This is a genomic window from Pseudocitrobacter sp. CD920760 (assembly GCF_057782505.1).
In genome coordinates, this window is record NZ_CM173490.1 from 1,897,515 (window position 1) to 1,910,665 (window position 13,151).

Consider the following 13,151-nt stretch of genomic DNA (forward strand, 5'->3'; position numbering starts at 1 on the left):
GCTTTTCAAGTTACATGACGCGACAGGCAAACCCTTTCAGATACAGCCCTTCGGGATAAGTCGCGATCACCGGGTGATCGGCTGCCTGACGGAACTGCTCTATAAATTGTACATCACGACCGGCATCTATTGCGGCATCAGCGATGATTTTCTGGAATAAATCTGTTGTCATCAGCCCGGAGCAGGAGAATGTCAGCAGCACGCCACCCGGATTCAGCAGCTGGATAGCCAGCATGTTGATATCTTTATAGCCACGGCAGGCGCCCTGAAGCTGGCTTTTGTTCTCAACAAATTTCGGCGGATCCATCACGATAACGTCGAATTTCTCGCCCTGATCGCGGTATTTGCGCAGCAGTTTGAACACGTCGTCACGGACGAACTCCGCTTTGCTGAGATCCAGTTTGTTCAGCTCGACGTTCTGTTTTGCGATATCCAGCGCTTCCTGCGACGTATCGACGCTGGTGACCTGACGGCAACCGCCCATCAGCGCAGAGACAGCGAAACCGCCGGTGTAGGAGAAGCAGTTGAGGACGCGTTTGTCGGCCACATAGCGGCGTGTTGCCAGACGGCTGTCGCGCTGATCGAGGTAGTAACCGGTTTTGTGACCGTGCTGGATATCCACCAGCAGCTTCATACCGTGCTCCTGAATTGGCAGCAGGGCTGGCGGCAGTTCACCGGTAACCGGGCCTTGCGTCAGTTCCATACCTTCTTTCTTACGCACAGCAACGTCGCTACGATCGTAAATCGGGCATTCCGGGTACAGCGTTTGCAGCGCGCTGATTAACGCCGCGCGCTGATATTCCGCCCCGGCGCTCAACAGTTGCAGGACAAGGAAGTTGCCAAAGCGGTCAATCGTTACGCCCGGCAACCCGTCAGATTCACCGGCAATCAGACGATAGCTATCGAGCCCATCCTTCTGTGCCAGCCAGTCGCGCCACTGCTGCGCCTGCTGCAAGCGACGGACAAAAAAGGCGATATCAATGGTTTCATCGGCATCGAACGTCCAGACGCGCGCGCGGATTTGCGATTCCGGCGAGTAAGCCCCGCGGGCTAACCATTTCCCTTTGTGATCAACGATATCAATGGTTTCACCGAGGTTGGCTTTGCCTTCCATACGGGCAACGGCCCCGGAAAAGACCCAGGGATGGCGGCGGAGTAAGGATTTCTCACGCCCTTTGGCTAACACTAAACGTACGCTCATAGATAATATACTGCCCTAACCGATTAAATTATTGAATTTAAAAGCTATTTCATGCCGTGAATGCCCTTTGGGGCATGCTTGGGGCATAATCTGATAAATGCCTGTTCAGCATTTCAACCTGTACAGCATTATCATCCGGCATCCATGCCCCGTATACCTGGAACACCATTTTTGCATCAGTGTGTCCCATCTGACTTGCAATAAAGCTCGGGTTCGCACCTGCCGACAAAGACCAGCAAGCGTATGTGTGTCTTGATTGATATGCTTTGCGATGCCTAATTCCAGCCCGCTTTATTGCCGCATCCCATGTGTTATTGATAGAATTCACTGAGAAGCAGTCTCCAGCCTGATGGGTCCTGTCAGTGAGCTTGGGATTGAAGACAAATGTGCACGGGTGGATGGTACTTAATCCATATTCCCGGGTTATGACTTCAATCCGATGCTGCTTGCCAAGCCGGGTAAGTTCGGCTTGATTCTTCAAAACATCAATTGCTGGTTGAATCAGGTGAATCACCCTGTCTGTACTCGCCAAAGTTTTTGGCAGGGTGAATTCCTTCATCTTGGTGTAGTTCCTTCTCACCATTATCGTGCCTTTCTTCAGATCGATGTCTTCCCAAGACAGCGCACACAGTTCGCCATGACGCATACCGGTATATACTGCCAAAGCCCAGAAGTTCTTTGTTTGCTGGTGGTGACATGCTCCGATCATTCTCACGAACTCATCTTTGGTTAACGGGTCCGGGGGCTGGCGGGATTTCTTCAAAAGAGGAATCCCTGAAAACGGGTTTTGCTGGATGTACCCATTTTCCACGGCAAACTTAAAGACTGCTGACGTGATTAACATGTAATAATTTACTGTCGCAACGCGGCGGCCTTTTGCGATGGGTTTCTGTTTAACTGATGGAAGGTGGAAGCCCGTAAGCAATTCCTTCCTGATAAACAGCACATCTTCCTTTGTTACGGTTGATGCCAAGCGGCCATCGCCAAAACGAGGTAGCATATTTCGTAGCACAGATCCGTAACGGTCATACGTACTGTTGGCAATGTCCATTGCCTTAAGAGAAAGCCATTTTTTTGCCAAATCCGCGACAGTTATCTCCTTCTCCACAACACCAAACGAGTTGAGGTTAGACGACTCAGGGAATTGTTCTGCATAATCAAAATTCCCCGTCTTAATCGCAAAACAGACAGAAGTACGCAATTCACCAGCAATCTTTCTATTTTTAACGGTGTCAGGGACACCGAGGTTTTCCCTGACACGCTTGCCTTTATAGGTAAACCAGATGCGTAATGTGCCACCATGGTTTTCGACGCCTGTCGGATATGTGTTCTTATCCATATCATTCTCCAGACGCCCAAGAGCGGAGTGAGCTTACCTTTTTCATGGCTTCAAATCACCCTGGTTGTTTGTTTTTCATCGAAGCTACCCAGGCATCGACAGCTTTTCTGTTGTACATACACTCGCTTGATGGCTTAGGGTTTCCGTCAGGAGATACATGTAAATACTCGCGTCCTACCATCCAACATTCTTTTCTTGCACGGAGAATGGTACCGGGCTTGAGCCCGGTTACCACGATAAGAACACTTTCGCAGACCCAGTCGTTAGGGGCTAATTGAATAACGCTGCTCATGATATGGTTCTCCACTTAACCGGCTGCACCCGGCTATTTATTCCGATATGCGCAAGATGAGCACCCACAACGGAGTCCATCATTGCACGCTTTACACATTTTATTATCGAGCTGGTGGATGATGTCGGCTGGCACCATAACCGGCATTGGAATACGCAGAACCTGAGAACGGAGCAGGGCGATTTCATCTGCTTGTTCCATCACACGGATATAGAGGTCGTGCGATTCTGCTTTCCACCAGGCTACATCAGCTTTAAGGCGGCGCGTACGCCGCTGTTTTAGTTTGCTCACCATATGCCATAACCTGTCATCGAAATTAACTGGCACACAGCGAACATCACTACAGTGATGACAACCACTTTTACTGGAGGCATCACTCATCCTCCTCTTCGCTTTCTTCCAGCGCATCACGGAACGCCACAGCAATGACCTTGCCGCCAAACACTTCCATGCGGGCATGTACTGGAGGCTCTTTGTCATCTTCGAACTCAACGACGAATGTCATTTTAGACATCAATTCCCCTCCTGCTGCGGTGCTGCTGGCAGCGGCATCCAGTGGGTTGGCTTGCAGTAGCAATCAAAGCCGTGTCCGTGTGCTGACCCGCCAACGTACGTTGCCATCTTGATTAATGGATCATTACTTTCCGGCGCGTCTGGACGGTACGCCAACACTTGTTCCCCTGCGGAAGGCATCCGCTCACTGCACTTAACCCAACCATCCGGAATCACCGGAGAGTTGCGCCGGAATGCCAGCAGTTCTCGATAAGCATTCGACTGAGGGTTATTGCCGTGGGCCATCATTTCAAGGTCATCGTTGGTGAATGAGTTTGGCGGCAACTTGTAAGCAGTCCTTACAAGTTCGACCATATCGCGCTCATTCTCGGAATGGTTGAGCATGGCGGCGCGGCAGTCTGCAATTCCCTGTTTAGCTTTGTGCCATGCTTCATGGTCACGGTCTGAAATCCGCAGAACTTCTTCCATTGCTGCTAGAATTCCGTCCGGCACTACTGGCGGTGCGGCGTAGAGTGAAATCAGGTCTGGCGCAGGATTTCTCCACATCCATTCTCTCCGAGCATCTCCAGCCAGAAAGTTTCGGAGTGCCTGCGGGTCTGCATACGCTACAGGCTCGGCGTCCATTGCCGCCCTCGCGATATTCGCTATCTCCAAATCCATCAGCGCAACGCTGCACTCAGGGTGCTTAAGTGCAGTTTCTTTCTGCGTTTCAATACGCGCAATTAACTGCTCTTTTGTGGTTGGGGTTGTCATAAACCGCGCTCCTTTCTCGTTAGCGCTCCAACTGCCGCGGAAACCCCGTCAGGTGTCAAATTAACGCTGTAATAAAGACCATCAAACTTCTGGCATGAGCGGTTACACCAATCCACAAGACCTTCGCGAAACAGAACTGGGAGAGATGGGCTGTTAACACGATGAGAGCCTTTATCCTGCTCGCCTTTATCCATATCACCTCGCATGAAATATCTGGTGCCGTTGTTCATCCGACGCAACGTATAGACTTGCGCATCTGTTAATCGGAGTTGTCTGCTCATCTATTCACCCTCCACGGCTACGCCAACGAGAGCGGTTACTTCCCCTTGCTGACGGTTGGAACGGCACACCAGCGCCCAAAAATTCATATCGCAAATCAGTGCTACGCGCATTTCCGCCGTAAAGCGACAGCCGAGCTTGTTTGACTTGCCGACTGAGCGCCGACGCTTTCGCGTTAACTTGCGTACGTGCGCCGCATTAACCTCAACCTGGCGCTGCCTTGAGGCGTAAACACCCTTTGCGGGTATTTTCCTCGCCTGCTGCTGGTAGGCAGTTAACAGGTCATGTACATCTGATGATTTAGCCATTGTTTTTCTCCTTCTGGCTATACGCCGCCATGCATTGTTCGAAACCAGCCTGATTATCCGTTTGACCAAGACTGAAACCATGCTGAAGACCATGACGGAAGGCGTTATCCTGCAATTTGTCAGCGGTTTCGAGCTTCGCCTCCAGATGCTCGATGTACAGCTTTAACACCTCAGCGCGATGCTTGCCCCACGGTTTAACCACATCAAAACGCTTATCCGTCTGCACCCATTCGGTTTTATCGAGCCATTCAGTGAATGCGACTTTGAATTGTTCCAGTTCTGCGATGCGCTTCTCTGCTTCCCGCAATCTGTCATGCAGGCTGTTGCTTTCCCGACATAGCCGAGCTTTGATTTGAACGTCCTGAGCAATCTGCTTATCTCTGGCTTCCAGCGCCTCTACCAGCGCCAGCACGTTAGCGGGGTTAGCCAGGGCGATGAATATTCCGTTTAATTCAGTCTGTTTTTGAGTGAAATCACCACTATCCATATAAGTGATCGAACCTTGAGAATCATCACTTCCATAATCGTATTCAATGCTGGTATTGCTCGGAAGATATACCCACTCTCCTGGAGTCGCTTTCAGCGCCGCAGCTTTCATACGCTGCGCCAGTTCTGTTGTCATGCTCATGCTGCATCCTCCAGACCAATTAGCTCGGCAATCTGCGCCAGCGTGCCTTCGCTTTCGACAACCGGCTTATCCATCCAGTCAAACGAAATCAGTTTGTTGCCCTCGATAACTCCGATGTTGAAATCGTCGCTTTCACGCAACTTAAATCCGTGTTTAATAGCCAGATCGCGCTTATCAAATTTGACGCAGTCAGAGGTGTATTCAATTCCTCCACCAGTTTCGTTGCACCACAGGTACTGCAGAATAACTATGTATGACTTGCTCATTCTGCTTTCCCCTCGCGCAGTTGCTCGATGGCTTCAGCCAATTTCCCCTGGATCACTTCAAGGCCTGCGACACTGCTGCTGGTGATGACAAACACTGAATCAACCTCTTCCGCCGTTTTGCTTTTGGTCCACTCATAATGAGTTCCCACACCACCAGTTTTCTCTCGAACCGGCGCGAAATTGATCCCTGCGTCACCGTTTTCGAATGTGACCGAGCCAACCATCACATCACCGTTACCGAAATGGGCATGGATGCTGCCGTGCTGGAATGAGAATCCGCGTTTGTCTGCAAACTTCTCAACACCCCGCACTTCCGCCTCACGCAGGATGCTGTCTGTTGCCGGGGTTTCGATGTTCGCCATCACCAACGGAATACCGCGCCACTTCTTCGCTTCTGCCGGGTCAGTGATAACTTCATCGCTCGTTCGGACATACCAGGCTTTAGGCTCTTGCTGCTTAAGTGCCACATTCTCAGCCACCAGTTGCTTCAAATGGTCCTGCAAATCGACGCCATCAGGACAGTTCGTCACTTCACGCACTTTCTCAAGCGTTGAGTGTGCTGCTGTTAGTTCTCCAGCCTGTCCGAGTTTGCGCACCAGATATTCAGCGGTGGTCTCGTTTACCCTCATGTCACCTGGCAAGCATTTGCCGCGCAGGAAACCTTCCATCTCAAATACGTTCATGCTGCTTTGCTCCTGTTGGCTGAGATAGCTTTCTGTTCGTCGATAATTGACAGCGCTTCTGCCAGCGCAAGGCCATCAAGTTTCATAACGCCTTCATCGTCGATGTCAGCAAGGGCCATAAGCTCAACCAGGCGACGTGCTTTCTTCACGCTTATCTCAGGTGCGATAACGCTGCGGGTTACCTTTTTCTTACCTGCGGCAGCGGCAACAGCCTTGTCTTGCTCCAGAACCTTTCCGGCGTTCTCGCCATGCTCTTTTACGCGGTCAACAGCAACATCAACGGAAACTTCGCCAGCCTTCACTACCTGTTTTACGTCGTAGTTAGCAGAACTGAGCGTCAGCAGCTTCTCTACTGTCGGAATGGATTTATTAACCAGCTTTGCGATTTCGCTGGTGGTCTGGTTAAAAGCCGTGGCCAGTTCCTGAACAACAGCAGCTTGTTCAATAGGAGAGAGCGGTAACTGGTTATTACTGGTCATGATGCGCGCCAGGCGCTGCATATCATCACCAGAGAACTGCATGATATGAATACGGTCAACTGGTTTTCCGGCGGCGCCACAGCGCTCATAGCAACGACGACGGCGGTGTCCTTCAACAACCCATACACCGCCTTCATCACGTGCGATGACTTCAATTGGCGGTACCGGGCCACCATTCATCAGGTAGGTAAACAGCTCATCGTCAGCCTGGCGGGTGCGTTCATCATCCTCGCGCTTGTTAAAACCTTCACGAACATGGATATCAGCCAGGCTAATGAACATCCCGCTATCAGAGCGGCGAATAACGCCGGACTTAATCATTTGCTTTATTGAGTTGGCCATCACGCAGCTTCCCCGCAGACCATGTTTTTAACCCAAACCTGCACATCAATTTCGTCAGGGCTGAAGGTGATTTCGCGAATCTTCTCGATGGTGTTCAGCGCTGCGGTGCGTTCTTCGCATGCCTGGCGAGTAGCAGCCATGGAAGCGCCGAGACGCGCGGCGTCATGGTTAATCAGTTTCGCTGTATCTTCTGGCAGGTATTTAGCGGCCTGGCGCATGGCATTAATCAGCTGATCGGTAGTGAGTCGAGCTGGTAACTCCTGCGCGGTTTTATTGTTGTTGAGCTGTGTTTTCACTGTTAGTTCTCCGTATATCTGCGCTCTGCACAACGCTGAATTTTGGTTGCACGAATCCCTCGCCAGAAGGCGAATAAAAATGGTGGTTTCGTTTCAGTAAATGCCCCGTCCTGAGGCACTTAATGAAGCGGGCGACTGCCATCGCCGGTCAGTTCTCCACACAGCTGGAAGCGCACTCATGAGTTTGAATTTAACGACACCGCCTGTTAAGAGAACGGTGAGTGCGCTTTCATGTTGTGTAAAAAGGGCGGTACCGGACTTCATGGGATGGTATTGGTACCGCCAAGACTACACACAGCTACATCTCTTCACTGAGATATGGTGAGGCATACAGGATTCGAACCTGTGACCTACGGCTTAGAAGGCCGCTGCTCTATCCACTGAGCTAATGCCACAACGGTAAGAGCATTTGTCGAGGACTCTTGCGAACCCGGAGACTCGATCACCTACAAATGCTCTTGCCTGTTGTGTCCTCGAAAAAGATGGCTGTCACAAAGTGAGGGAAGTGACAGCCATTACAGGATACCGAGGCTTCACTATCACCAACAACAACTTTAAGGTGTAATTTAGTTGTGATTTCACCATGTGTCAACAACTTTATGTGGTTTGATTGAGATGAATTTGAATGCAACGATGTGTAAAAAAAAGGAGGCTGTATGGAAGACAAGCTTTATGTTTTTAACTACACACAAAACAGAAATAAATTATTTGCTAATTTGATAAGCATCATTGATGGGATCCTTGCTGATGGCACTGTCCGTGATGAAGAGGTTCTTTATCTTGATACATGGCTTCTTGAAGCCAATCAAACGATAAGAAATGGAGTTATCAAAAGCTTGAGTTCGCGTGTCTCACAAATCCTTGCAGATGGGGTGATCACTGAGGACGAAAGAAATGAACTAAAGCAGCAACTAAATGCTATCCAGAACGAAATCTTGGATATTCCAGACGTCGATTTCTTTTCTACTGAATCAGATCTCCATCTTTTAAGTGGTCTTTGCAAAGGATTGATTTCGGATAGGACATTGTCAGAGGAAGAAATCAGGTATCTTGACTGGTGGCTTACCCAAAACGGGGCGCTCAAGAATAATTACCCAGGAAAAGATCTGTACGTCATGGTGAAGGATATCTTGAGTGATGGAGAAATAACTCTTGAAGAAAGCGACATGCTTCACAAGGCGCTTGTCGATTTCACCGGATGCGATCTAGAAAGCGGTGTAGTGGATGGCTTATCAACAAAACTTCCCATAAATTCCGATGTTGTTGTAGAAGTCAATGGAAGGACATTCTGTCTGACAGGAGTTTTTCTCGCGGGTAAGAGAAGCCAAGTAGAAGACTTAGTTAAGCGTAACGGCGGGGTAATCTCAAAGGGTGTAACTAAAAAAGTAGACTACTTAGTTATTGGGACCCTCTCCTCCAGAGACTGGAAGTTTTCCAGCCACGGAAGAAAAATAGAAAAAGCAGTATCTTACAGAGAAGAAGAGTCAGTTGATTTGAGTATCGTTTCTGAGGATATGCTGTTTAACGCATTACCATGATCTGGACGACCAAAATACCCTACCAATAACGTGTATACGCGCTTTGCGTTCATTAAAGTTGAGTACTTCATCAGGGTACTCTTCTTTATTGAAACTTCGTAACATCAAGCCCCCATCAGGCTGATTGATTAGAACCTTGACTCTTAGTAGAACCCCATCACGAAGAGCGTATAAGTCTCCATCACGAATGGGTTTCGACTGAGACATGTCAACTGCAACATGATCGCCATTATTCAAAACAGGAAGCAAACTATTACCCCAGATTTTGACTATTCTGGCATTTGACGGGCTCACTCCAGCCTTCCTCAAATCAGCTCTTCTTAGAGGAAACGAATCAACTATAGACTCCACAATTTCAGCCTCGCATCCATTACCCGCTGATAGTTCAATGTCGAGCACAGGTATGTCGGCAAAAATCATGGGATCTAACTTTGCCTCTTCGAGTTCTTCGACGACATAGTTAGAAATTGAACCATTTTCTTCAACGCCTAGTTGTAACCATTTTTGTGAAACCCCAAGAACATTAGCTATTTCTTTGATTTTCCTTGGCTGTAGAGTTTCACCGTTCTCAATCTTGGCAACAGATTGTTGTGACAAACCTATCATCTCAGCCAATTGAGCTTGGCTGAAGCCTTTCTTTTCGCGAGCGATTTTTAACCTTTCTGCAAGAGTATCCACAACTTCCCCCTCTAATTAAGACGAGATTACAACTTTATGTTTTAGCTTTCCAACACCTAAAAGTTGTTGTATAAGTTGTAATAGTTGTATAATTCGACTTGTCACAACTTTATCAATTTACATAGGAGAATAATCATGACACCTGAGCAGTTGGCTCTTTCAGAAGCCATCAATGCTGCTGGCGGGCAATCAGAGTTAGCCAGGAAGCTCTCGTTAACTTCTGGCAAACAGATTAAACAACAGCAGGTATGGAACTGGTTGCATCGCGAGAAGCGGCCTCCGATCAAACAGTCTCAATTCATTGAGACTGTTACGGGAGTAGCGAAGGAGAAACTTCGTCCTGATGTTTTCCAAAAGTCTACAGATACAGCAGCTTAAACATAACTACCAAAGGAAAAACAAGATGGTAGAGCAGACCCTGAAAGAAGTAGTGAAAGCGATGTGCAAAGCATATCCCGGTGGCCGTGAGGCTATGGCTGGTGCATTGGGCATGTCAGTAACTCAGTTCAATAACAACCTGTATGAGAAAAACGGCTGTCGTTTCTTTGAGGTAACAGAGCTGGAAGCGATGGAAGACATTTCCAACACATCGCTGGTGGCTGATTACTTCGCTAAGCGTCGTGGTGCTTTGCTGGTGGACAGGCCACTTCTGGAAGATCTGGACCGCGTTGATTTATTCAGTCGAGCAATGCGCACATCTGCGGCGCGTGGGCAGGTTGACCAAATCATTGAGCAGGCTCTGGAAGATGGGGTCATCGAGCAGCATGAAGCAGAAGAAATTATGGAACATCACCGCCGCCATCTGGCAGCGCGTGAGGAAGAGATTCAGGCAATCATCACTCTTTTCGGACGTAAGAAAAGCCAAAAAAAGTGACGCCAGCGAGTGTGCAGCTCCTGGCGTCGTGGCGTGTCGTTATCAAGTGGAGAACTAACGCATGAACAGTGTAAACCGATTCAGACCAGTTAAGCAATTCAGATGCCCACCGCTGGTGGGGCGTGATGCCCCGTTCGGCTATGTGGGAATAGTACGTTCGGCGGACGGAAGCCACAACTACCAGTGTGGTTCAGAGATGGTAGAGGCGTTTGCTCAGATGAATGAGAAGGGGCGTGAAGAGTGGCTGAAGTTGACCGGCGATTCAGAGACCACCGTGGAATCGAAGTCAGGGTTATCCGTTGGGAGCCCGAGACTGGACGCGTTATATACCTTCGCCAAGGGTACGATCATGAGTGCTTCAGCCCTCTTGAACAATTCCAGCGTAAGTTTACAGAGTTAAGGGACGATCATGAGCAGTAAATTACATGGGCTGGTATGGGAATGTGACATTCAGCCAATATCAAGAAAGGCAGTGATCGCCCGTCTCGCTGATTTCAGTAGTGATGAAGGGTATTGCTGGCCAGCCGTGGACACCATCCGTCGTCAAGTAGGGGCAAAGAGTAAAAATACGGTTACTACAGCCATTAAAGAGCTCGAAAAAGAAGGATGGATCACCGTCATGCCCCGCAAAGCTGGTGGACGAGATTTATCAAATGGATATCAGTTGAATGTTGAGAAAATTGAATCGGAAGCAAATCTTTGCCGTCAACTAACAAAGCAAGCTAGAGAATCAAGAAGTTTAAAATTTAACCCCTCAAATATTAACCCCTCAAAATCTGACGACTCAAAATCTGAGGAGTCAAAAAAAGTAATTTTAGGGGGTCAAAATTTGGAAGGGGAGGGGTCAACGGTTGACCCCGATCCGTCATTAAAACCAACTACTGATCCATCAGTTAAAAATAAAACCCCTTGTCCGGTTCCTTCGAAACCTGACGACGCCGATTCTGATCCTGCTGTTCAGGTTCTTGACCATTTCAACCAGGTCACCGGGTCCGATTACGGGCGTGGTGGTCGTAACAAAACCACGCTGGGGTATATCAGTGGTCGTCTCGCTGAAGATTACACCGCCGAGGATTTAAAACTGGTGGTGGATTATCTCAACGCCAAGTGGGCCGATGATTCGAAGATGAGTGACTACCTGCGCCCTAAAACGCTTTTCGGCGCTGAGAACTGCGCGGAGTACTTCGAGAAGGCCAAGAAGTGGCGCAAGAGCGGTAGCCCGAAATGTGTCAACGGGCGCTGGGTCAAAGAGTCTGATCCGGTCCCTGTTACTCGCGAATCCTACGATAACGTTGATTACGCACTGCCTGAGAACGCGGGGTTCCGTCAATGAATATCAAAAATAAAATCCTGACATTCCTGTCTGACCATGAATACGCCATCACAGCAGAAATCGCTGAGTGTTACCCAGAGTGCCGAGCCACATCCGTGCAGCGTGAAGCACTGAAGTTGCACGCCGATGGGATACTTGGTCGATTCAAGCATGAAGATCACGGTGTATATGCCTACTACCTGATTGAAAAGGGCGCGCCATCCTGCGCCGCCCCTGTAATTTATATCTCGTCTCTGGTCAGTGAGGATGAAGCTGCAACGCTCGCCGAACAGGCCGAAGAACTCCAACAGGCAGGTAAATACCAACGTGCCGCGACGTTGTGGCTGAAAGCATTCGATACCAGCTCTGATGAAAATGCCAGGAAGAGTTTCCTGAAAAAGCGTCAACAGTGTCTTGCTTCATCAAGATATCTTCGCGCCACACAAAAAGGTTCTGAGGAATGGTTTCTGGCAGGGCGTTTTGCTGGAGGTGCTCTGTGAACTACGAACTTATTTACGCCGATCCGCCCTGGTTATACGACAACACAGCCAGCAACGGTGCAGCAGAAAACCACTATGGAACGATGAAGCTCATCGACATTAAACGCCTTCCAGTGTGGGAGCTTTCTGCTGAAAACGCGGTGTTGGCCATGTGGTACACCGGGACGCATACCCGCGAGGCAATAGAGCTGGCCGAAGCATTGGGATTCAAGGTCCGCACGATGAAGGGCTTCACCTGGGTCAAGTTCAATCCGCTCGCGGAGAGTCACATCAATAAAGCGCTGCAGGCTGGTGGTGTGGAGGACTTTTACGATTTCCTCGACCTGTTGAACGTCCAGACCAGGATGAACGGCGGCAACCACACCCGAGCCAATACAGAAGACCTGTTGATCGCCACAAAGGGGAAGGGGTTAGCGCGGCAGAACGCCGGGATTAAGCAAGTTGTTTACAGCCCACTCGGTGTACATAGCCAAAAGCCCTGGGAAGTGCGCCACCGCTTAGAGCTTCTTTACGGTGATGTATCGCGCATTGAGTTATTCAGTCGCCATGGTGTGCCTGGCTGGGACCACTGGGGCAATGAAGCGGCAAACCCTTCGGTGTTTATGGCTCCTGGGTATGTCTGTCCGGTTGATATGCAGGATGAGGTGGCCAATGCCGGGTATTGAAGAACGCAACCTCCTGAAGAACATCGCCCGGAAGGTGAATGATGAAATCAGGGCAGAGCGGAAAGCCAGGCCTGAGGAAAGCCCTGATTCTATATCGAGAAGGATCATGAACCGAGAAATGCCGATGGTTAAGTTGATGGGTTTTACGCCGTCTCACCTCTTCTTTGAGATCGGTGTGCTCAATGGCAAATGTAAGGAGCGGTGA

20 protein-coding genes and 1 tRNA gene are annotated in these 13,151 nt (G+C 49.3%); 8 read left to right on the forward strand and 13 right to left on the reverse strand.

Features of this window, described 5'->3' with window-relative positions:
• Positions 1-10: 10 nt before the first annotated feature.
• The 12 genes from rlmI to AC1MKH_RS08665 all read right to left on the reverse strand — a co-directional run bounded on the left by rlmI (position 11) and on the right by AC1MKH_RS08665 (position 7,774).
• Complete coding sequence (gene rlmI / locus AC1MKH_RS08610; protein ID WP_276217882.1) at positions 11-1,201, reverse strand: 23S rRNA (cytosine(1962)-C(5))-methyltransferase RlmI; 1,191 nt, start codon at positions 1,199-1,201, stop codon at positions 11-13.
• A gap of 49 nt (positions 1,202-1,250) precedes the next feature.
• Positions 1,251-2,540 (reverse strand): tyrosine-type recombinase/integrase, encoded by a 1,290-nt coding sequence (locus AC1MKH_RS08615; protein WP_327621795.1) that lies wholly within the window; start codon positions 2,538-2,540, stop codon positions 1,251-1,253.
• Between the two features lie 55 nt (positions 2,541-2,595).
• Complete coding sequence (locus AC1MKH_RS08620) at positions 2,596-2,832, reverse strand: excisionase family protein (RefSeq protein WP_276217877.1); 237 nt, start codon at positions 2,830-2,832, stop codon at positions 2,596-2,598.
• A gap of 373 nt (positions 2,833-3,205) precedes the next feature.
• Positions 3,206-3,346 (reverse strand): hypothetical protein, encoded by a 141-nt coding sequence (locus AC1MKH_RS08625; protein ID WP_327621794.1) that lies wholly within the window; start codon positions 3,344-3,346, stop codon positions 3,206-3,208.
• Positions 3,346-4,098 (reverse strand): DUF551 domain-containing protein, encoded by a 753-nt coding sequence (locus AC1MKH_RS08630; protein ID WP_327621793.1) that lies wholly within the window; start codon positions 4,096-4,098, stop codon positions 3,346-3,348. The genes AC1MKH_RS08625 and AC1MKH_RS08630 overlap by 1 nt, the downstream gene beginning before the upstream one ends.
• Positions 4,099-4,379: 281 nt before the next feature.
• Positions 4,380-4,685 (reverse strand): hypothetical protein, encoded by a 306-nt coding sequence (locus AC1MKH_RS08635; RefSeq protein ID WP_327621791.1) that lies wholly within the window; start codon positions 4,683-4,685, stop codon positions 4,380-4,382.
• Complete coding sequence (locus AC1MKH_RS08640) at positions 4,678-5,313, reverse strand: ead/Ea22-like family protein (protein ID WP_327621790.1); 636 nt, start codon at positions 5,311-5,313, stop codon at positions 4,678-4,680. The genes AC1MKH_RS08635 and AC1MKH_RS08640 overlap by 8 nt, the downstream gene beginning before the upstream one ends.
• On the reverse strand, positions 5,310-5,579 hold the full coding sequence (locus AC1MKH_RS08645; RefSeq protein WP_327621789.1) for an antitoxin: 270 nt from the start codon (positions 5,577-5,579) through the stop codon (positions 5,310-5,312). The genes AC1MKH_RS08640 and AC1MKH_RS08645 overlap by 4 nt, the downstream gene beginning before the upstream one ends.
• The gene (locus tag AC1MKH_RS08650) at positions 5,576-6,262 is read right to left on the reverse strand and encodes a hypothetical protein (protein WP_327621788.1); all 687 of its coding nucleotides are present in this window, start codon (positions 6,260-6,262) and stop codon (positions 5,576-5,578) included. Before AC1MKH_RS08650 ends, AC1MKH_RS08645 begins: the two co-directional genes overlap by 4 nt.
• Entirely contained in the window at positions 6,259-7,083 is an 825-nt protein-coding gene (locus AC1MKH_RS08655) for a ParB/RepB/Spo0J family partition protein (protein WP_327621787.1), read from the reverse strand. The genes AC1MKH_RS08650 and AC1MKH_RS08655 overlap by 4 nt, the downstream gene beginning before the upstream one ends.
• Positions 7,083-7,379 (reverse strand): hypothetical protein, encoded by a 297-nt coding sequence (locus tag AC1MKH_RS08660; protein WP_327621786.1) that lies wholly within the window; start codon positions 7,377-7,379, stop codon positions 7,083-7,085. The genes AC1MKH_RS08655 and AC1MKH_RS08660 overlap by 1 nt, the downstream gene beginning before the upstream one ends.
• Before the next feature lie 319 nt (positions 7,380-7,698).
• A tRNA-Arg gene (locus AC1MKH_RS08665) sits at positions 7,699-7,774 on the reverse strand.
• 261 nt (positions 7,775-8,035) lie between these two features.
• Between AC1MKH_RS08665 and AC1MKH_RS08670 the strand changes: the two genes are divergently transcribed.
• Positions 8,036-8,917: a BRCT domain-containing protein gene (locus AC1MKH_RS08670; protein WP_276224637.1), complete on the forward strand. Its 882-nt coding sequence runs from the start codon at positions 8,036-8,038 to the stop codon at positions 8,915-8,917.
• On the opposite strand, the gene AC1MKH_RS08675 is transcribed toward AC1MKH_RS08670, so the two are convergent.
• Entirely contained in the window at positions 8,909-9,595 is a 687-nt protein-coding gene (locus tag AC1MKH_RS08675; protein WP_276224640.1) for an XRE family transcriptional regulator, read from the reverse strand. The two genes, AC1MKH_RS08670 and AC1MKH_RS08675, sit on opposite strands and share 9 nt — an antisense overlap.
• A gap of 135 nt (positions 9,596-9,730) precedes the next feature.
• On the opposite strand from AC1MKH_RS08675, the gene AC1MKH_RS08680 reads away from it, so the two are divergent.
• The 7 genes from AC1MKH_RS08680 to AC1MKH_RS08710 all read left to right on the forward strand — a co-directional run bounded on the left by AC1MKH_RS08680 (position 9,731) and on the right by AC1MKH_RS08710 (position 13,151).
• Entirely contained in the window at positions 9,731-9,973 is a 243-nt protein-coding gene (locus AC1MKH_RS08680) for a transcriptional regulator (RefSeq protein ID WP_276224642.1), read from the forward strand.
• A 25-nt stretch (positions 9,974-9,998) separates the two neighbouring features.
• Positions 9,999-10,469, forward strand: coding sequence for a YmfL family putative regulatory protein (locus AC1MKH_RS08685; protein WP_137496056.1), 471 nt, complete (start codon positions 9,999-10,001; stop codon positions 10,467-10,469).
• A gap of 240 nt (positions 10,470-10,709) precedes the next feature.
• Positions 10,710-10,889: a DUF4222 domain-containing protein gene (locus AC1MKH_RS08690; protein WP_276224645.1), complete on the forward strand. Its 180-nt coding sequence runs from the start codon at positions 10,710-10,712 to the stop codon at positions 10,887-10,889.
• Entirely contained in the window at positions 10,879-11,802 is a 924-nt protein-coding gene (locus AC1MKH_RS08695; protein WP_276224648.1) for a conserved phage C-terminal domain-containing protein, read from the forward strand. The genes AC1MKH_RS08690 and AC1MKH_RS08695 overlap by 11 nt, the downstream gene beginning before the upstream one ends.
• Positions 11,799-12,281 (forward strand): PerC family transcriptional regulator, encoded by a 483-nt coding sequence (locus tag AC1MKH_RS08700; RefSeq protein WP_276224650.1) that lies wholly within the window; start codon positions 11,799-11,801, stop codon positions 12,279-12,281. Before AC1MKH_RS08695 ends, AC1MKH_RS08700 begins: the two co-directional genes overlap by 4 nt.
• Positions 12,278-12,946, forward strand: a complete 669-nt coding sequence (locus AC1MKH_RS08705; protein WP_276224652.1) for an MT-A70 family methyltransferase — start codon at positions 12,278-12,280, stop codon at positions 12,944-12,946. The genes AC1MKH_RS08700 and AC1MKH_RS08705 overlap by 4 nt, the downstream gene beginning before the upstream one ends.
• Entirely contained in the window at positions 12,933-13,151 is a 219-nt protein-coding gene (locus tag AC1MKH_RS08710; protein WP_276224654.1) for a hypothetical protein, read from the forward strand. The genes AC1MKH_RS08705 and AC1MKH_RS08710 overlap by 14 nt, the downstream gene beginning before the upstream one ends.